Consider the following 20,259-nt stretch of genomic DNA (forward strand, 5'->3'; position numbering starts at 1 on the left):
ATAGATATATGATCCGAATAGTCGGTGAGGCTTGTCGTACAGTGGGAATTGAGTAGAGAGCTTGGCGGCGAAGGGAGAAATGACATGAAGATAACTGTTTTGTGCAACGACAAAGCTCTTAAAGGGTTTGAGTCTGAACACGGTATCTCTTTTTACATTGAATCAAGCAAAAAAAAGTACTTGTTCGATACCGGATCTACAGACGTTGCTGTTAAGAATGCAGCGAAACTTGGTATAGATTTGTCTGAGGTCGAAATGATTATCATCAGCCACGGTCACTACGACCATCTTGGAGGTTTAGAGAGCGTACTTCGTGAGTCTGGAGGAAAGAGAGTACTGATTGGTGAAGGTGGTTTTGAGCCGAAGTATAGCGGTAAAGTGGAGTCAAGTCCCAAAATTACTAGAGCAGAATTCGAAGAGCTTGGGGCGTCAGTAGAAAATGTATGCTCTTCGAAGGAGATTGAAAAGGATCTCTATGTAATGACCGCAGCGCCTTTTGCCACAGATGAGAGGTCTGAGGAGAAACATAACAAGGTTGATGGCAGAAAGCAAACTCGCGATTTCTTCGGTGATGAGCTTTCTCTTGCTCTTGTGGAGAGCGGTATTGTAACGGTAATAACCGGTTGTTCTCACAGGGGTATTGGAAACATAATCAAGCAAGCCTCTGAGTATGGAGAGGTGAAGGCTGTGGTTGGGGGCCTACATTTGCTTCACAAAACAAAGGAGGAGCTTGATGGGATTTTCAACTATTTAGAGGGATTTAAAATTGAGAAATTCCACATTGGGCACTGTACAGGAGATGAAGTTATAAAGGCAATTGAGCGAAGGTTTTCTGCCAAAGTCTGTGAGCTTCGAGCCGGAGAAACCTTTGAGTCTCTTATATAACAATGTAAGACTATTACCGTCAAATCATGAAGTAGCAAATTGGGAGGTCGAAGAAATGGACAAAACGATGAACTTTGAGTATTTTCTGCCGACAAGGATTGTCTTTGGTGTGGGTACGGTGAATAAGGTAGGCAAACTAGCCAGAAATCTTGGAAAGAAGGCAATGATAGTAACAGGAAGAAGTAGTGCGAAGAAAACAGGTCTTCTTGATGAAGTGATCTCGATCTTGGAGAAAAGTGGAATCGAAAGTGTTGTGTTTGATGATATAGTACCTAACCCACTATCATCAACGGTCGACAAAGGCGCCGAAATTGCCAACAGAGAAAAATGCGATATGGTCATAGGTCTTGGCGGAGGCAGCCCAATAGATTCGGCAAAGCTCATTGCAGTGGTGGCCAAAGATGGTGGCCGATGTTGGGAGTACACCGGATCTGGAGGAGGAAGAGTTCCGAAAGCTGCGCTCCCTATCATCGCCATTCCAACAACTCACGGAACAGGAACCGAGTCTGACCCCTTTGCGGTTGTGACGAACAGTGAAACCAACGAGAAGATAGGCGTTGGATTCGACCAGACTTTTCCTGTCATTTCCGTTGTGGATCCTGAGGTTATGAAGACCTTGCCTCCCTATCAGACGGCAGCTACCGGCATGGATGCCTTCTATCATGCAATTGAGTCGTACATAAATACAAATCATCAACCGACATCTGATCTTCTCGCGATGGAAGCAATGGCGCTTATAAATCACTATTTACCAATAGCATACACGGATGGGAATAATATTGAAGCCAGGACTGCTCTTGCCTGGGCGAGTACTGCCGCCGGCATTTGTGAAACACTATCGGGCTGTATTGCAAACCATTCATTAGAACACCCAATAAGTGCTCATTACGATGCTACACACGGTGCGGGGCTTTGTGCTACAGGGCCTGCCTTCTTTGATTACATCAGGCCTCATACAAAAGAGAGACTGGCGCGAGTGGCTCAGATAATGGGAGCTCCAGAAAGCGTGATAGATATCAACAGGCTCTCTGAAATGTCAATAGAACTCATTCATAGGCTTCAGAAAAGTGTAGAAATCGATATCACTCTTAAGGAGCTTGGAGTCGAGAGATCTATGCTTGGCAGATTAGCTGAAGACGCAATGAGAACAATGGGCGGATTGGTTGAGGTGACTCCAGGAGACCTGAAGACCGAAGACTTGAAGAAGATTCTGGAGATGTCTTATTGATAGAGAGTTCGCCGTAAAGATCCGTTCAACGCTGTGAAGAGCCGTCTTCCGCCGTCCAAGAACATGACCGTCCTTCGTGAAGATCAGCCGAGAAAGAGCGTTGTCGAGAGCTTCGCTTCGAGAGTGCGAGAATTCATAGTTGACCGTCAACGGTCCACTGTTCTCCGACCGAGAAGAGAGGACAAGCAGAAATGATGCCGACTTCGTCGGGAAGCGAAGCTCGCTGGCACGAGGAAGTGATGCTGGAGTAAAACATCAGACACAGGGCTGGGCAAGAACGGCCCAGGTCGCAATGCCCGGAGAAGCATCCGGGGACGCAAGGCTGGCGAAGATCACGCCAGGGCGCAATGCTGCCTTCGGCAGGAGGCAACAAAATAGCCATTCAGGCTTCGCCTGGCCAGCGTACCACTTCATGGGTATGAGGCGCAGGGAAGAACCGGGTCTGAGGTCTAGGGCCCGGTTAGATCGCTAGAAGCCGTTCTTGGGGAGAGCCGCTGAACACCTAAGAACGAAGACCTTCTGTTAAGGGTCATCCCGTGATGTTTCTGCACGGGATCTCGCATCTAAGTACCGCTGAACGCTGGGAAGAGCCGTAATCCGTTGACCGTCCAAGAGCAAGGACCCGTCCACCGATAAGAGCATCAGTGATAGCAATGCCTGCTTCGCAGGGAAGCTTATTTTGGTTCAACGTACTCTTTCCTACCACGAACCCGCTACCCCCAACCCCGGCCTTTTGCTTTTTCTTACAACTCACAACTTGCAACTTGGAACCGATCCTTTGCTCTTTCCTACCCCTTAACCCCTACCCCGTTCCTGCTTTCTTCAACGACTTCCTTCCATCTCCTGCAGGCATGGAAGTGTCCATCATCTATCTCCTGAAGCTGAGGTTCTTCCTTCTCCCAGCATTCTTCCTTTGCATAAGGACATCTCGGATGGAATCTGCAGCCGGGAGGGATATTGGCGGCTGAGGGGATCTCTCCCTTTATAGGCACTACCTTGGGTTTGTTCACCTTTCCCGCGATCGGTTCACATACGGCAGCAATGAGAGCCCTTGTGTATGGATGAACGGGATTGTCTATAACATCGTCTGGATCTCCTATCTCTATTATCTTTCCAAGGTACATGACAGCTATCCTGTCGGTGAAGTATCTCGCAGTAGAGAGATCGTGTGTTATGTAGAGATAAGTCAGTCCAAGGTCTCTCTGCACTTCCTTCATCATGTGTAGTATCTCCGCCCTGGTTGAAAGGTCTATCATGGATACCGGTTCATCCGCAACGAGAAGCTCGGGATTGAGAAGAAGAGTCCTGGCAGTAGCAGCCCTCTGTCTCTGACCACCGGATAACATGTGGGGATACCTCACAAGGAACTCATCTGGGGGGTTGAGCTTGACTTCCCTCAAAGCCTTCTCTATCATCTCCATTCTCGCGTCTCTGTCTTCTCCGAGTTTGTGTATTATGAGAGGCTCTTCCATGACATCCCTTATCTTGAACCTCGGGTTCATGGAAGCGTATGGATCCTGAAAGATCATCTGTACGTTCCTTCTGTATCTCTTCAGTTCATCTTTCTCTATATGAGTGACATCCTTTCCGTTTAGAAGCATGTTGCCGCCTGTAGGCTCGAGGAGTTTCATAATTAGTTTTCCCGTCGTCGTCTTTCCACAACCGGACTCTCCAACGAGACCGAATATCTCGCCCCTGTTTATTGAGAAGGATATACCGTCAACGGCCTTAACATAATTGTGTTCACCCTTGAAGAACTGGGATATGCTTCTCCTTATGGGGAACCACTTCTGAAGGTCTTTCACTTCAATGATCTTATCTGTCATCTCTTCTCACACCTCCAGCAGGCCACCATGTGTTCCTCTTCAATCTCAATAAGGGGTGGTTCTTCTTCCTTGCACTTATCCATAGCGAGGGTACATCTCGGATGAAATCTGCAGCCCGATGGAGGTTCCAGTAAGTCTGGAGGAGCACCGGGGATGAAGGATAATTCACTTACCTTCGCGTGCAGTCTGGGAGTTGCAGCGAGCAAGTTTCTTGTATAGGGATGACAGGGCCCCTGTTCTCCGTATATCTGCTGGTTTGTTCCTATCTCCACTATCTTTCCGGCATACATAACGGCTATTCTGTCGGACACTTCCGCCTCAGTTGCAAGATCGTGAGTTATGAAGATGAATGAAAGGTCTAGCTTCTCCTTAAGGTCTTTGAGGAGGTTTATTATTTGAGCCTGCACGATAACATCCAGGGCTGTGGTGGGTTCGTCACAGATTATCACCTTCGGTTCTAGAAAGAGGGCGGTAGCGATGGCGATTCTCTGTTTCATTCCACCTGAGAGTTCATGTGGATATCTCTTAACTATGTCGCTGGAGAGACCGACCAGGTTGAGATACTTCTCTATCCTCTTTCTCGCCTCGTCTCTCTCCATCTCTCTGTGTTCCTGCAGAGTCTCCATCATCTGTTTGCCTATGGTGTAGACGGGAGTGAGGGTATTCATAGCGCCCTGAAAGACCATGGAGATCTTCTCCCAGCGGATGTTCCTTCTCATTTCATTCTCACGCAGGGGAGTAATGTCTATACCGTCGACCACTATCTTCCCGCCTGCGATCTTACCCGGGGGAGTGGGCATCTTAAGCAGGGCGAAGCCGGTGGTAGTCTTTCCGCAACCGGACTCGCCTACTAGACCGAGAGTCTCACCCTTCTTGAGAAAGAAAGAGATATCGTCTGCGGCCTTCACGACACCTTTGCTCGTGTAGTAGTAAAGCTTGAGGTTATCTACTGTCAATATGTTATCCATAGTCATTACCTCGTCTTCAGTTTCGGGTTAAGTATCTTGTCCATTGCAAACCCTACAAATGCGAATGTCATACCCATGAAGGCTATCGCCAGTCCTGGTGGTATTACCCACCACCACATCCCACTCAGCATAGCTCCGCCGCTGTTGGCTGCCTGGAGTATCTGTCCCCACGTAACAATAGTTGCATCTCCAAGACCCAAAAGGCTTATCGTAGCCTCTACAACGATAGCACCTGGGACATTGAGCGCCATAGAGGCGAAGGCGTAAGGGATAAGCAGAGGCACCATATGCTTGAAGATTATTCTCGTATTAGATGCCCCGAGAGCTCTTGAGGCCTCTATGTAGGTCTCTTCCTTTATCTGGAGTCCCATGCTTCTGACTGTCTTCACCGGTCCTACCCAGTAGAAGATGCACATTATTCCTATCATTACCCATATATTCGGCTTGAAGACTGCGCTCATGACGATGAGAACGGGAAGCATAGGAACGCTTATGAATATCTCGAATATCCTTTGCATGAGTGAGTCCTTCCAGCCTCCGACGTATGCACTTATGACACCATATACGACACCTATGGATACTGAGATGAGGGCAGTGAGCAGTCCGATAAGCATAGCCCATTTCACGCCTGCGATTACTCCGCTCCATATGTCTCTCTTGGAGTTGTCCGTTCCAAGAATACCGTGCACTCTGCCTGCAATATTTACAAAGGCTCCTTCGATGTTTTCGTCGGCCTTCTGCAGCAAAAGGGTTACCTTCAACTTGTATGTTCCCACCAATGGCGAAGGGCTTCTGAATATGCCCGGTTGAGCCTTAGAGAACAGAACATCAGTAGTCTTTATGGTCTGAAGCTGGACTCCTTCTGAGGGGGAATACTTCTTTCCAAAATTCATGGCCGAAGTCTGAGACGATCTGTCTATCGAAACTCTTAGACTCTGAGTAGGGGACACTTCAAGCTGTTTTCTATATAGATCGATCGTCAAACCGTCCGGTCTCTCGATCGCAATAACTACAGTTGGTTTGCCGACTCCCGAGGCATGAAATACGATATCTGAAGGAGCAACTGAAGCAGAATAATCGTATTCGAAGACGTATTCTTGTATTCTCATCGCTCCCGCCATAGTCTCAGAAAACGAGTATTCCTCAATACTCTCGGAAACAGCTCTCTTTTTTGAAGCGAATATATTGATCCATGAAGGCGGAGCGCTAGCCGGCAGGTCCTGCCAATAAGTTATGTCCCTCCACTTCAGATTTGCTTCGGGATAGGGGACGATAACCGGTTCGAAGATCAAGATAAACATGAATATAACAAGAAAGATTACCCCGATTATGCCTGACTTGACCTTTCTGAACTCGCTCCAAAAACCGCCTAATGATCTTCTGAAGTCGCTAATAGTCACTGTTTACCACCTACCTTGATCCTTGGATCAAGCAAGCCATATATAAGATCAAGAATCACAAGACCACAAATATATAGTCCGGTCGTAATAGCCAGGTTTCCCATGAGGACCGGAACATCATTCTGCTGCAAAGCAATCCAGTACAGATTGCCCATTCCAGGCCAGGAGAAAATGCCCTCGAACACTATATTGCCTCCTACAGATGCCAGAAGAGCGAGAAGTGACATCGTTACAATTGGTGGAGCAGATGTTCTCATTGTATGCCCGTACAGAACTTTCCTCTCAGGAATACCTCTTGCTCTTGCTGCCATGATGTAATCATCCTGAAGGACTCCGAGGACTATGTTTCGAGTAAGGAAAGCCCTTCCCCAGAACCCGATGACAACAAGTGTCAGTACCGGAAGAGCTAGATGATAGAGAAGGTCGAAGAAATACGAAATTCCCTCTGGAGGAGGAGTAGAATGTAGACCACCTGAAGGAAAGATCTTCACTCCGTAAGCAAAGAACATTATCATTATCATTCCCAACCACCATGATGGCATGCCAAATACCACCATAGTTCCCACCGAAGTGCTTTTGTCTAGAAACCCGCCTGCTTTCTGTGCCTTTTTCAGTCCTAGAAGCAGGCCCAGGACAATGTCTACCATCATAGCTACCGAAAAGAGAAGAAGTGTCTTTGGGATCGCCTCCGAAACAACACTCCATACGCTCCTGTTGCCATCTGAAGCTCTAATGATTGTAGAATTCCCAAAATTGAATGTCAGCGTGTCCCATGTTCGCCACACTACTCTCTCAGCGACAGGTCTGTTCAGCCGGTATAGAGAGTACAGGTCGTTTCTTCTGTTTGCGACGTAATTTGCAAGCTGGCTCTCGTTGAGACTTGTCATCCTCATAGTTTCGCCTCTGATCTGCTCCTCTATCTGCGCTCTCAGAGTTTGCTCCATTACTGTATTGAATAGAGCAGAAAAGATGAAGATTAGGATTGAATACATCAGAAATCCGTATAAAACTCTCTTGATTGCGTATTTCCAGTACATAAATCACCTCGATTGGCAGACAATTCCTTCTGACTTCCACTGACAAAAGTATTACCGGGACCTCCACCATTTCCAAATAAGCATCAGGAACGATCTCGTATTTCAGTTGCCTATGAACTGAATCACTCCGGGTGAATGTCTTGTGTTTTTGTGAGTGGTGTTAAGGTCTTCTCGGAGCAACTCGAAACAACATGATTAGAAGGAAAATCTAGTCTACAGATTATTTTCCTTTCAAAAGACACATAGTATTGCAAAGCACAGGAAAAGTTAGGATAGTCTTAATGATTCAAAGCAATTATATACTATTGGTTACGGGTTTCGATCTTGTCGCGATATAATCCAGAAAGAAAATCGGGAGGTATCATATGCGGTTGTCTTCATTTAATAAGGAAGCTATGAAGTACTTCAAATGGTTCAATGAACCAAGCAACTGGGAGCTGGATGGTGAGAAACTTGTGATTGATGCGGATTCACAAACGGATTTCTGGCAGAGGACGAGTTATGGGTTTAGAAACGATAACGGGCACTTCTTACATCTTTCTTTGATGGGAGATTTCTCGCTGATAGTTGGAGTGAAGTTTCTGCCGGTCAATCAATATGATCAAGCTGGTGTGATGGTAAGAATCTCTCCTTCTTGTTGGCTCAAGAGCTCGGTTGAATTTGAAGGCTCAGACCCATCAAAACTCGGTGCGGTCGTTACGAACTCGGGTTACTCGGATTGGTCAAGTCAGAATGTGCCAGCCGATACGAAGGAGTTTAGGGTTCGTGTTGACAGAAAGGGGCCTGACTATTCGGTTTGCTTCTGGCAAGACGGCTGGATTCAGCTACGTCTGGCGAGACTATTGGAGGATGATGGCAAGATCCCGGTCATGGTTGGACCATATTGCTGTAGCCCGAGAGGTAGCGGATACAGAGTAGTTTTCTATGAAATCGACTTGCGTTCTGAATGAACATCGAAATCTCCTCTTTTAGCGCTGCTAGTTTTGCATCTTGCGGGTTTTAGTTTGAGCCGACATCGTGGTCTTCATCACCAGGCTTAAGCAGGTGTTCCGTCTTTTCGGCGATTTGTGCCCTGATTGTAAATGTTTCTGCAGACGAGGCTTCCGGATTTTTCCCTCCGTAGGCAAACTCAATCAGGACTTCCCCCGGGCCGGTGGGCTTCAAATGAAATATCGTATATCGGACGTCCATATACTCTTCTGCATAGGGACCGCTGATTACCTCAAATCCGGGACAAGAAGAGATCTGCCAATCGGAATTCTCATCGCTGCTTTTTTTTAGCTTAACAAACACGCTTTGCTGTATACCAATCTCAATTGTTCTGCCATTGTCCGAATCCTGAATAATAATACACTCTCTAACGGGCTCTGCGACTACTATAGTGGCCTCGAATGTTCTTTCTGGAGGAAGATCCTCCCAGGAACTCCCGTAGTCAAAGCGAACAGACGCCGTACCGTAGTTCATTCCTTCAAAATAGTATACTTGCTCGATTACTTTCGCTGCATACAATGGATTTTCAGATACCCTGGTTTCGCTTTCTTCCGGCTGTCTAAGGATTCCGGGATTTGTTGATGCTATTCGCCATTTCAGGTCAGAATCAACTGGTGATTCTAGTAAGACCTCGATCGGTTCGTTCAGTCCAACAATGAAGGTTTTTCCAGAATCCGGAGTTGTAATGGTTAGGGGCTCAACAGAATACTCTTCAACATCTAGCGACATTGAACAAGTTCTCATTGGAGTCTCGTCCCAAATGGAGCCGAATGAAAACGTGATTCGGGTTGATCCGGACCCAACCACTCTGAAGCTAAACACATCGTAGCCGTTGCCTTGTTCTATTGGTTCTTCGTAGAAGGGATCTGAAATGAGCCTCACCATGTCTTCATCGAAGCTACTAATCTTCCACGAATAGCCAGCTCCAGGACTTGAAGGAAGCATGACGGTAAAATCCTCACTTATGTGCATGTTCACGTTTCTCTCCAGGTCTTCCTGACCGAATACTCTGTCTCCAGGATTTCCTTGAAGAATCTCACGGCTTGTTTTCGGGAGTATTCCTATGCTCGAGTTCTCTTCAACCCGTTTGAAGAAGCCGTCGACGATCAACTCAAAAGCAGCCTTTTCTTCAATCATTGGAAAGTGACCGCTGTTCATGAATGTCACAAATTCGCTGTTCGGAGCTCCAGACTGGTAGGCTGAGGTATGCGCGATCCCCGGAAAGCTCTTGATCCCAACGCAGACCAAAATAGGCACTCGAAGGTCGGGTAAACCTGAAGACAAGTCCAGTCCACGAAGTCTGCCTTCAATCGAGGCTGGATCCTCACCCCAGAAGAGGCTGTAGGTCGCCCTGTTAATCAGATCGTCCGTAATACCTTTGACTCTGTCTTCAGCAGAAATACCGCCAAGCAAAAAGTTGTATTTGTCGAACCCATTCGTTGGCTCCGTTTCTCTTAGTTCGGATATTGCCAGATCAATCGCGGTATAGTTAAGTCTTGGATTGACCACTATAAGACTGAGGAGTCCGGGAGGATTTGTCAGAGCTAACCCTACGGCTACTGCACTTCCAAAGCCATGACCAACTAAATGGAAAGAGTTTAGGTCTAGGGAGTATATTAGTGCGGCTAGTTCAGATATATAGTACTGGAAGTCGATGTCTATAGAGGACGAATTCTCCGATTTCCCGCTTCCAAGGTGATCGTACCTTAGGACTCTTCTTTCCTGGAAGATACCTGTCATGTAAGAGCTGTCAAGACCGGGCCCATCACTTATTACTACTACTAGTTCCCCTTCGGTCCCCTCTATCTCGTAATAGATAAGGTTCCCATTGAAGACTATCTGTCCAGAAAACGATGAACAGACTGCTGACAGAACCAATAGAAAGACTGCAAGAATACTTCGCAAATCATTCACACTCCAGAAGATACACTAAGAGTCTTAACTCAACTATTATCCTATCGATTCGTGTCCAGTTCAAGTTGAACGCGAAAACCGAAAAGTCAAAACGCTAGTACGAATCCTCAGTCAGAGTTACGAAAAGGAATCTCTAGTGCATATGAAGCCAAACACACATCGGTGAATTTCCTCTGTTATTCCACGCATAATAGGGAATAAGAGAGAATTTTACATTTTCGCTCTTGCTTTTCACAGAACCGAGCGAGTTGTAAAGCTTCTTGTCCCAGTTGTTAATATCATAAGCGATTCCCTTTCCACTTAATGTGACTGGATTTCCCGTGAGCGTATCGTTTCGTGAGAGTTCTAAGTTTTTTCTCGAAGGGATAGACAACGTACGCACATCAAAAGAAGGATTGTCTACGCCTTCAGCACAGTAAACCAGCGGGCCGATTTGGACAGCAACTTTATCGGTATTCTCTCTTAGAAGTGGATTAGAGGTCATCAACCTGATTCTCATCGGAAATGTGAGCGAAATCTCTGTCTTGCCTTTCCAGTTGCCTTCAAGTCTCACAAAACCTCTTTCAGGTCTTATTTTCTGTTTCACGCCGTCTACTTGAAGATCAAACTCCCCTTCGGTCCATTCAGGAATTCTTAGGAGAATCGAGATGTCTGTATCTAGATCGGTGGAGATAATAAGATCGATTTCTTCGGAATGAGGATAGGCTGTCTTCTGGATGATCGTCACCTCACCGTCCCTAAAGGGAATTGCAGACTTGCTCTCCTCGTAGAAATTGACTCTTATTTCGTTCAAAGTAGTACCGTAAATGTAGCCCCCGAAGGATGTGAGCAATCTTGCGATATTGGGGGGGCAACACGCGCATTCAAACCATTCCTCTCGGCTGTGCTTTCCGGCATCCTCCAGAGGATTCACGTAGAAATATCGTTTACTGTCGAGAGAGATTCCAGAAAGGACACCGTTGTAGAAAGTCCGCTCCATTACATCGAGATACTTTGCGTCGCCGGAAATCATATACATACGCCAATTCCAGAATACATTTCCAATTGCGGCACACGTTTCCGCGTATGCTCTTCTGCTTGGCAGTTCGTACGCCTCGCCAAACGATTCTCCTTCATATCTTGAGCCAACTCCGCCCGTGATATATATCTTTCGCGCGATCAGATCGACCCAGAGTCTTTCGAGAACTGCGAGGAGCGTTTCATCGCCTGTCTCTAGAAATACGTCGGCCGCTCCAGCGAGTAAGTAAAGCATTCTGACTGCGTGTCCAGTAAGTTCTTTGAGATCTCTAAAGGGAGCATGGTCAATATGATACTCGTCACCACCTACATAGCCCTTTCCGCGATTATCTATGAGTCTTTCCACGAACTCCAGATAAGCACGGTCGGCGGTTTCGCGATGAAGCTCAACCAATGCCATTTCTAGATTGGGATGCCCGGTAGTAACTTCACTGTCGTCGTCATGAAAAGTCTCCAGAATTTCGTCGGCCACTCGCTTGCCGATTACGAAAAGCTTCTCATCACCTGAAGCTCTCTTATATGCTATCCCTGCTTGAATAAGATGACCCGCGCAGTAGAGTTCATGCATGTTCTTAAGGTCTTTCCAGCGTTCCGAAGTCCGATCACCTATGAAGTAAGTGTCTATGTATCCGTTGCCGTTCTGAGCCTGAGCTTCCTCAATAAGTGTTATCAGTGACTCGATTCTCTCCCTGATTTCGGGATCTTCATTATACGGTAGCGAATAAGAAGCCGCCTCTATCCATTTGTATACATCGGAATCGTTGAAAAACCACCCGGTAGAGACTCCTTCCGATTTCCGTCCAGCCTTTCTGAAGTTTTCTATTCTTCCCGTCGATTCCAGATACTCATATTGAAGAGAGAGACTCGTCGACTTCATAAGTTCCTGATATCTGCTTACGAATCCCTCAAGTTTGACTCTTTCAAGCGCTATAGGTCTAACTTGCGCTCTTGGTGACCGCGAAGTGTCGTTGACAAAAGTCACGCTTTTCACCTCCAAAGAAGATGCTCTCTCCTCAAGAGTAGCAGAAAAGGTGAGAACTTTTGTATCCTGAGATAAGGAGGGGAAGACCATGTTTGAGAAGATAGATTATTGGGTTTCGGCAGCTAGTTACTCTGACAGAAATGGGACCTGGCTAATTGAGGCGGCACTTATCCATCCAAATGTAGGGGAGACCCACGAATATGGTGAGGAGTGGACACGCGAAGAGATCATTGATAAGTGCGACGTATTCGTGTTTTGTCTGATTTGTAAAGATGAAAAAGGGAATTGGAAGATGGGTTCTCAGTTGAGAAAAGTTGAGACCGAAAAAGGAGTATTTATCAGGACTGATGAGATGAAGAAGACAGGGGATTATCTTGGAGATATCCCGTTCTATGACTGTCTCAAGTAGTTGCAAGACTCGAAGTAAATGTTGGTTTAAGTTTAATCAAAGCCCACTTGGCTTTTCGTCCAAAGAAGAAACCGAGACTTCGGGAGCTGGAATTTGTTTGTTGGAAGCCGTAATGCATAATAATTAAATCTACTCAAGAGAGAGCTTCTTTTAAGGACTGTCGCTGTGATATTATTAGAATTACTATCAGTTCAAATGAACTAGAATTCTTTGTATTATTTTGCGGATAAAAAATGGTTTGGGGGTTTCAGATGAGAGCTAAGATTCTCTTAACGCTTACCATTATACTTATGTTTTCCCTAGCAACTGCCTTTGGAGTTGGTTTTATCAAATACCTGGTCAGGCCAGGCGATCGCCTCTTCAATATAATCAGGGATTATAACCTGAGAATAAGCACTGTCCTCGATTTGAACTGCATTAGCGATCCCCGTCAGCTGGAACCGGGTGAGTTCATTTACCTTCCTACTGGAGATGGCTTCTTCTATGAGGTTCAGTACGGTGATTCCATCGATTACATTGCTCGGCTGTTTTTTGCGCTTGCAGAGCATATAATGGTCGCAAACAATCTTAGCTGCAATTCCTATATATATCCCGGCCAAAGTCTGTTCATTCCGCTTGATTCGATAAACGTGTGCGGCAATGCAAATCCCGGTACACAGTTCACCTGGCCGGTCTATGGGAAGATTTCTTCGGAGTTCGGCTGGCGCAAAGATCCATTCACCGGCGCCTCAACCTTTCATTCCGGTATGGACATAGCAGTCCAGAAGGACGCTCCCGTCTTTGCTGCGAAGGATGGAACGGTTATAGAAGCCCAGGAAAATGGAGGATACGGACTGAATATAATAATCCAACACTATGACGGCACCAAGACAAGGTATGCTCATCTTAACAGAATAAGCGTCTATGTAGGGCAGAGAGTTCTCAGGGGGGAGCTAATCGGCAGAGTTGGAGAGACAGGACGAGCAACCGGGCCTCATCTCCACTTTGAGATCGTAGACTCTAACGATCAGTGTAGAGATCCAAGAAGCTATCTAACAGGAGCGAATTACATGTATGTGAGAAGAGAAATCGAAACTCTTGGTGTCGGAGGTAGGTAAAATCCCTAGTACAATATTTGTTGAATCTGACTCATTTGATCCCTGGCTGAATCTCGCAGTCGAAGAGTATCTTCTAAATTCATTTGCCAAAGAAAACATCGTTCTTTACCTATGGCAAAACGAGAACACGGTAGTGATTGGTCGAAACCAGAACGCTTGGCAGGAATGCAGGCTGGACAACCTTCACAGAGATGGAGGTAAGTTAGCAAGAAGACTATCCGGAGGCGGTGCGGTTTTTCATGATCTTGGAAACCTCAACTTTACCTTCCTCTTGCCAAAAAGAGAGTACGATCTTCACAGGCAACTATCGGTAATTGTGGACGGGGTAAAATCGGTAGGTATAGATGCTCATTTCAGTGGTCGAAATGACATTCTCGCGGAGGGAAGGAAGTTCTCTGGAAATGCTTTCTACCATGGACAGTATGCCTCTTATCACCATGGAACTATCCTCGTTGATGTAGATACGAGAAGACTTTCTGAATATCTGAATGTCTCCAGAGCAAAGATAGAATCGAAGGGAGTTAAGTCTGTCGTTTCTAGAGTAGTGAATCTAAGAGAGCTGAAACCTGACCTTACCATAGAAAGAATGAAAGAGGCAATGTATATGGGGTTCGCTGAAGAATACGGCAGAATATACGAAGTCTTGGATTTTGACGAACTAAGGAAGTCACTCGATGTGAAGTCGCTTTACGAGAAGTATTCTTCTAAGGAATGGCTATTGGGAAAGAGTCCGGAATTCAATTTCAAAATTGACAATAGGTTTTCCTGGGGAGGTATCGAGCTGCTTTTTACATCGAAGAAGGGAATTATATCCGACGTGATAGTTTATTCAGACTCGATGGATGTGGATTTCATTGAACAACTGAAACGAGAGCTAATCAGAGTTGAGTTTTCCAGAGTTGCCATAGTGAAAGCGATTGAAATGCTTCCAGACTGTTCAGAAAGAAACGATATCATTGCGTGGCTTCAGACAACCGATCTGAACTAGTTCATCTTCAGCAGTTGCACTCGCTTTGTGTAATCCCTGAAGTTTAACGGTGAAATGCCGAAGGGCGATATTCTTCTTGGAAGCAACACGAAATGATCTATAAAACCTTTGGTCAAATGAGACCTTCTTCAGGAGACCAACTCTTATCTTCAGACGGAAACCGCACCTTGTGTCTTTCCTAAATGACTGTTACCATCACATTACAGAGATTATCTTTGATTTGTCAAATCGAAAAGATACATCTGTGTAAGCAGCGAAAAGATGTTCTATAATGTTAATGAGCAGGCAGATTTCTTGCTTGCTATTCTATGTGTTTGCTGCAGAATACAATTTTATGTTTTCCAGTAGATATGAGATCAATTTCAGGATTACAGGAGGTTTAGGATGGCACGAGTAATGAAAACCATGGACGGTAATACCGCTGCTGCCCATGTTGCTTATGCTTTTACGGAAGTTGCGGCTATTTACCCCATTACGCCTTCGTCATCTATGGCGGAGCTTGCAGATGCTTGGGCAGCAAATGGAATGAAGAATATCTTTGGGCAGCCGGTTGACGTTATAGAAATGCAGTCTGAAGCCGGAGCGGCCGGTGCGGTTCACGGTTCGCTTGTTGCTGGAGCTCTGACGACTACTTTTACGGCGTCACAGGGATTGTTGCTAATGGTCCCGAACATGTATAAGATTGCCGGAGAACTCTTGCCCGGTGTATTCCACGTCAGTGCTAGAGCAGTTGCCGCCCACGCGCTTTCGATTTTCGGTGATCATTCTGATGTAATGGCTACGAGACAGACAGGATTTGCTTTGCTGGCTTCAGGAAGTGTTCAGGAAGTCATGGACATTGGCTCTGTGGCACATCTTTCTGCAATCAAGTCGAGAGTTCCTTTCCTTCATTTCTTTGATGGGTTTAGAACTTCGAGCGAAGTTCAGAAGATTGAGGTTATGGATTATGAGGACCTTAAGCGACTTCTCGATTATGGAGCGCTAAAGGAGTTCAAAGACAGGGCTCTCAATCCAGATCACCCCAAGACGATGGGGACGGCCCAGAATCCCGATATTTTCTTCCAGGCAAAGGAATCATCAAATAGATTCTATGACGCTGTTCCTGATATTGTGGCCGATTACATGGAAGAGATTTCGAAGATCACAGGCAGAGATTACAAGCCTTTTGTCTACTATGGTGACCCCAATGCAGAAAACGTTATTATCGCTATGGGTTCTGTCACCGATACGATAGAGGAGACCATTGATTACCTGATGAAGAAGGGTGAAAAGGTAGGAGTCATCAAGGTTCATCTCTACAGACCCTTCTCCGCGAAACACTTCTATGATGTTTTCCCGAAATCAGTCAAGAGAATAGCCGTTCTCGACAGAACGAAAGAGCCGGGTTCTCTTGGAGAGCCACTATATGAAGATGTGAAGACTCTCTTCTGTGGTGAAAAGAGCGCTCCCGAGGTTTATGGGGGAAGATACGGACTCGGTTCCAAGGACACAACCCCTTCTCAGATAAAGGCAGTTTACGACAATCTGAAGCTCTCGACACCGAAAAACCACTTCACGATAGGTATCGTAGACGATGTTACCAACACTTCTCTGGAGATCAAAGAGAGAATAAATACCGCTCCAGAAAGCACTATTCGCTGCAAATTCTGGGGTTTGGGTTCCGATGGGACTGTCGGAGCTAACAAAGATGCAATAAAGATAATCGGCGATCATACCGATATGTATGCCCAGGGTTACTTTGCATACGATTCGAAGAAGTCTGGAGGCGTTACGATATCGCATCTTAGATTCGGCAAGAAGCCAATCAAATCCACCTACCTTATAGATGAGGCGGATTATGTTGCTTGCCACAAACAGTCCTATGTGTATCAATATGAATTGCTTGAGGGACTCAAAAAGGGCGGCATTTTCGTTCTTAACACTAGCTGGGATTTCGAGGAGCTTGACAAGCATCTTCCTGCCGGTATGAAGAAATACCTTGCCGAAAACGAGATCAAATTCTACACTATCGATGCCACTAAGATTGCAATGGAGATTGGGCTTGGCACGAGGATAAATACGATAATGCAGTCGGCATTCTTTAAACTGGCAAATGTCGTACCTATAGAAGACGCAGTTAAGTACCTAAAGGATGCGATCGTGAAGTCTTACGGTACCAAAGGTGAGAAGGTTGTACAGATGAACTACAAGGCAGTAGATAGCGGTATTGAGGCATTGAAGAAGATAGAGATTCCAGAATCCTGGAAGAGTGCGAAAGAAGAAGTTAAAGAAGAAGAATCTGGAAGACCTGAGTTCGTGAGAAACATCGCAGATGTCATGAACAGGCAACAGGGAGACAAATTGCCCGTATCTGCCTTTGTTGGTAGAGAAAACGGAGAGTTCCCAAATGGGACGTCCGCATATGAGAAGCGAGGCATTGCGGTCATGATTCCGGAATGGCAGATCGACAACTGTATTCAGTGTAATCAATGCTCCTATGTCTGCCCACATGCAGCGATCAGGCCGTTCTTGATAAACGAAGAAGAGGAAAATAGGGCTCCTGCAACCTTCGAAGCTAAGAAAGCAATGGGTGGAAAGACTTTCGAGGGGCTGAAGTACAGGATTCAGGTTTCGCCGCTAGACTGCACGGGTTGCGGTAACTGTGCAGATATCTGTCCGTCTCCAAATAAGGCTCTAGTCATGAAACCTCTTGATACGCAGACAGAGAAAGAAGTACCAAACTGGGAATTTGCTACAGCAGTTTCTGAGAAGAAGGATGTCATGAATGTTGAGACACTCAAAGGGAGCCAGTTCTCCAAGCCTCTCCTCGAGTTCTCAGGGGCTTGTGCAGGCTGTGGTGAAACACCTTATGCCAAGCTTGTTACACAGCTATTTGGAGATAGAATGCTTATAGCCAACGCGACCGGTTGTTCCTCAATCTGGGGAGCCTCGGCTCCTGCAACTCCTTACTGCAAGAATAGCGACGGCAAAGGGCCGGCGTGGGCGAATTCTCTGTTCGAAGACAATGCCGAATATGGATTTGGGATGGCGATGGCGGTCAAGCACGGCAGAAGTAAGCTTGCCGGTATAATGGAAGAGCTTCTGAAGCAGGATATTCCCGAGGACATGAAGACGCCTTTCAAGGCTTGGCTTGAAGGAATGGACGATGCAAAAGCCTCAAAGGCAGCTACTCTTGGCATTCTCAATGTGATATCAAAGGGATCAAGAAACGAGAGAGTCAACGCTCTTTTGAAGCAAATTGAGGAAAGAAAGGATCTATTAATTAAGAAATCCGTGTGGGTATTCGGTGGAGACGGCTGGGGCTACGATATCGGTTACGGCGGTCTTGATCATGTACTTGCTTCAGGGGAAGATGTCAATGTTCTTCTATTTGATACCGAAGTATACTCAAACACCGGTGGTCAATCTTCCAAGTCTACGCCTAGAGCTGCTGTAGCGAAGTTTGCAGCTTCTGGAAAGAGAACGAAGAAGAAGGATCTAGGCAGGATGGCAATGACGTATGGATATGTTTATGTGGCCCAGGTCGCAATGGGAGCAGACAAGAATCAGGTGATCAAAGCGATCACTGAGGCTGAGAAATATCCTGGACCGTCTCTAATCATTGCATATTCACCATGTATAAACCACGGAATAAAGATCGGAATGGGAAAAACTCAAGAGCAGGAAAAGAGAGCTGTTGCTTCAGGTTACTGGCATCTTTACAGATACAATCCTCTTCTGAAGGAACAGGGTAAGAATCCCTTCATTCTAGACTCGAAGGAACCAAAAGAGTCGTTTGTCGACTTCTTGATGGGTGAAGTGAGATACAGCGCTCTTAAATCAACGTTCCCCGATATTGCCGATGAATTGTTCGAGAAGGCTGAGAAAGACGCTAAAGAAAGGTATGAAACATACAGGAGACTTGCCTCTGATTGATTCAATGTGAATTCTGCGGGTGGTTCACCGCCGCCCGCTTTTTGTCAGAATCGGATGGTTTTCTGTTTTTGCGATTCTCCAAAGGAGGTTTTAGATGAACGCTATCGATTATGCCCTTAAGTTGGAAAAGGACGGCAAGGCTTATTACGCAAAACAGGCAGAATGCGCTAAAGACGAGCAGTTGAAGAAGCTATTCGAGATGCTTGCGGAAGATGAGCAGAGGCACTATGAGATAATAAGGGGTTTTGAGGACAGAAACTACAGGTATAAGGGAACATACACTTTCAAGACTACCAGGAATATGTTCTCGGAGATGCTTAAGGATGAGAAGTGTTTCGAAATCGATGCAACGAATCTTGATGCATACGAGCATGCGGTAGAGATGGAAAAGGAAAGCATCAAACTCTATCTTGATCAGGCAAGACTAACAAACGAGTTATCTGAGAAGGAGATACTTCTTAAACTGGCAGCCGAGGAAAACAAGCATCAGATAATTCTTGAGAATCTAATGGACTTTATCAGAAAGGGCCTTGACTGGACCGAATCGCCAGAGTTCAGCCATCTTGAAGAATGGGATCAGTTCACTGATCTAGACAAGTATTGATCCGGATTGTCGCTACAAGGAAAGACCGGGACTCTGTCCCGGTCTTTGTAACTCAGGGGTAATCCATGTCGCCTTCGTTTGCCTTACATTTTAAAGGGGTTGTGCCTGTGGTTTCTCTGGTCTCTGGTAATGAGACTTCACCCTTGAGAAAAAGGTTCAGTCGGAGAGAAGTTTTTCTGCAATTTCAAGATCCTCAGGAGTGTTAACCCCCAAGAATTCCTCTTGATTCTCGGTTACAAAGCCGCATACAGACTTATGTTCAATCAACGATAGAGACACAATATCGGAAATGTAAATTTCTCCGGTATCCTTATTTGGTATCAGATTGTCGATATATTCTTCGACCACATCTTTTCTCAGAATTATTGGTCCAATGTAGAACTCCCAGGGAGGCGGGAAGTCAGGAATCTTTTTTTCCTTGAAGGAGATTACCTTACCGTATTCGTCACGCTCAACAAGAGCATATGGAAATTTGGTTTCGGTTACTCCGGAAAGAAATGTTATATCACAGCAATTACTCTTATGGAGTTCAGCAAGGGCCTTAAGGGAATCTTCCGTGATCAGAATGAGATCAGAATACATCACCAGAATCTCAGAACCTTCCGGGACCAAGTGAAGTGCTCTTTTCAGCGCATCTGCAGTTCCCTTAGGCGAATCTTGATATGCAAGTATGGTATTGCTATCGAGCACATTCCGAAAATCGCTTTCGAAGTCCGGATTTATTACTACTATTGAATTGACGCTATCGCATACTGAAAAAACCTTTCTTAGGATGTGAACGATCATCGGCTTGCCTTTCACTTTGACCAGGGGCTTAGGGACTTCCGACTTCAGTCTTCTCCCCTTTCCGGCTGCGAGGATTACGGGAATCAGCACATCTATCACTCCTTCCAACCAATAATAGCATTTTGGAAGTGAAGAGAGAATTACTCTTGGAAAGTGGCCCTAAAGGAAGAATCACATTCCGACTTCGGTAACTCATGAAAACGCAGATATGAT

General features: G+C 45.8%; 15 protein-coding genes. 8 read left to right on the forward strand and 7 right to left on the reverse strand.

Translation table 11 applies throughout. The features are described from left to right. Window positions 1–84: 84 nt before the first annotated feature. Window positions 85–885, forward strand: coding sequence for an MBL fold metallo-hydrolase (locus tag RJ60_RS09780; protein WP_103134671.1), 801 nt, complete (start codon window positions 85–87; stop codon window positions 883–885). 55 nt (window positions 886–940) lie between these two features. Then, the gene (locus RJ60_RS09785; RefSeq protein WP_103134608.1) at window positions 941–2,113 is read left to right on the forward strand and encodes an iron-containing alcohol dehydrogenase; all 1,173 of its coding nucleotides are present in this window, start codon (window positions 941–943) and stop codon (window positions 2,111–2,113) included. A gap of 788 nt (window positions 2,114–2,901) precedes the next feature. On the opposite strand, the gene RJ60_RS09795 is transcribed toward RJ60_RS09785, so the two are convergent. From RJ60_RS09795 to RJ60_RS09810, 4 genes are read right to left on the reverse strand one after another with little or no spacing between them, the layout of a single operon-like run. Then, on the reverse strand, window positions 2,902–3,939 hold the full coding sequence (locus RJ60_RS09795; RefSeq protein ID WP_103134610.1) for an ABC transporter ATP-binding protein: 1,038 nt from the start codon (window positions 3,937–3,939) through the stop codon (window positions 2,902–2,904). Beyond that, window positions 3,936–4,907, reverse strand: a complete 972-nt coding sequence (locus tag RJ60_RS09800) for an ABC transporter ATP-binding protein (protein WP_099829757.1) — start codon at window positions 4,905–4,907, stop codon at window positions 3,936–3,938. The genes RJ60_RS09795 and RJ60_RS09800 overlap by 4 nt, the downstream gene beginning before the upstream one ends. 5 nt (window positions 4,908–4,912) lie before the next feature. Beyond that, on the reverse strand, window positions 4,913–6,307 hold the full coding sequence (locus RJ60_RS09805; protein WP_103134611.1) for an ABC transporter permease: 1,395 nt from the start codon (window positions 6,305–6,307) through the stop codon (window positions 4,913–4,915). Beyond that, complete coding sequence (locus tag RJ60_RS09810; RefSeq protein WP_103134612.1) at window positions 6,304–7,344, reverse strand: ABC transporter permease; 1,041 nt, start codon at window positions 7,342–7,344, stop codon at window positions 6,304–6,306. The genes RJ60_RS09805 and RJ60_RS09810 overlap by 4 nt, the downstream gene beginning before the upstream one ends. Window positions 7,345–7,709: 365 nt before the next feature. Here RJ60_RS09810 and RJ60_RS09815 point away from each other — a divergent pair, with 365 nt between their 5' ends. Further along, entirely contained in the window at window positions 7,710–8,294 is a 585-nt protein-coding gene (locus tag RJ60_RS09815) for a DUF1349 domain-containing protein (protein WP_103134613.1), read from the forward strand. A 49-nt stretch (window positions 8,295–8,343) separates the two neighbouring features. On the opposite strand, the gene RJ60_RS09820 is transcribed toward RJ60_RS09815, so the two are convergent. Both RJ60_RS09820 and RJ60_RS09825 read right to left on the reverse strand, forming a co-directional pair. Beyond that, complete coding sequence (locus RJ60_RS09820) at window positions 8,344–10,239, reverse strand: alpha/beta fold hydrolase (protein WP_103134614.1); 1,896 nt, start codon at window positions 10,237–10,239, stop codon at window positions 8,344–8,346. 142 nt (window positions 10,240–10,381) lie between these two features. Next, window positions 10,382–12,247, reverse strand: coding sequence for a glycoside hydrolase family 127 protein (locus RJ60_RS09825; protein ID WP_103134615.1), 1,866 nt, complete (start codon window positions 12,245–12,247; stop codon window positions 10,382–10,384). 88 nt (window positions 12,248–12,335) lie between these two features. Here RJ60_RS09825 and RJ60_RS09830 point away from each other — a divergent pair, with 88 nt between their 5' ends. The 5 genes from RJ60_RS09830 (at window position 12,336) to RJ60_RS09850 (ending at window position 19,260) form a co-directional block, all read left to right on the forward strand. Continuing rightward, complete coding sequence (locus RJ60_RS09830; protein ID WP_103134616.1) at window positions 12,336–12,656, forward strand: hypothetical protein; 321 nt, start codon at window positions 12,336–12,338, stop codon at window positions 12,654–12,656. Between the two features lie 251 nt (window positions 12,657–12,907). After that, the gene (locus RJ60_RS09835) at window positions 12,908–13,753 is read left to right on the forward strand and encodes a M23 family metallopeptidase (protein WP_103134617.1); all 846 of its coding nucleotides are present in this window, start codon (window positions 12,908–12,910) and stop codon (window positions 13,751–13,753) included. Next, window positions 13,737–14,741: a lipoate--protein ligase gene (locus RJ60_RS09840; RefSeq protein WP_258006267.1), complete on the forward strand. Its 1,005-nt coding sequence runs from the start codon at window positions 13,737–13,739 to the stop codon at window positions 14,739–14,741. Before RJ60_RS09835 ends, RJ60_RS09840 begins: the two co-directional genes overlap by 17 nt. Window positions 14,742–15,125: 384 nt before the next feature. Then, window positions 15,126–18,656, forward strand: coding sequence for a pyruvate:ferredoxin (flavodoxin) oxidoreductase (nifJ, locus tag RJ60_RS09845; RefSeq protein ID WP_103134619.1), 3,531 nt, complete (start codon window positions 15,126–15,128; stop codon window positions 18,654–18,656). A 94-nt stretch (window positions 18,657–18,750) separates the two neighbouring features. Further along, window positions 18,751–19,260, forward strand: coding sequence for a ferritin family protein (locus RJ60_RS09850; protein WP_099829767.1), 510 nt, complete (start codon window positions 18,751–18,753; stop codon window positions 19,258–19,260). A gap of 156 nt (window positions 19,261–19,416) precedes the next feature. Here the strand turns inward: RJ60_RS09850 and RJ60_RS09855 are convergent, their stop codons facing one another. Further along, window positions 19,417–20,136 carry a sugar phosphate nucleotidyltransferase gene (locus RJ60_RS09855; protein WP_099829843.1) on the reverse strand — a complete coding sequence of 240 codons (720 nt, stop codon included), beginning with the start codon at window positions 20,134–20,136 and terminating at the stop codon, window positions 19,417–19,419. Window positions 20,137–20,259 lie beyond the last annotated feature (123 nt).

The sequence above is a fragment of the Mesotoga sp. B105.6.4 genome (assembly GCF_002896535.1).
Taxonomy (GTDB): Bacteria; Thermotogota; Thermotogae; order Petrotogales; family Kosmotogaceae; genus Mesotoga.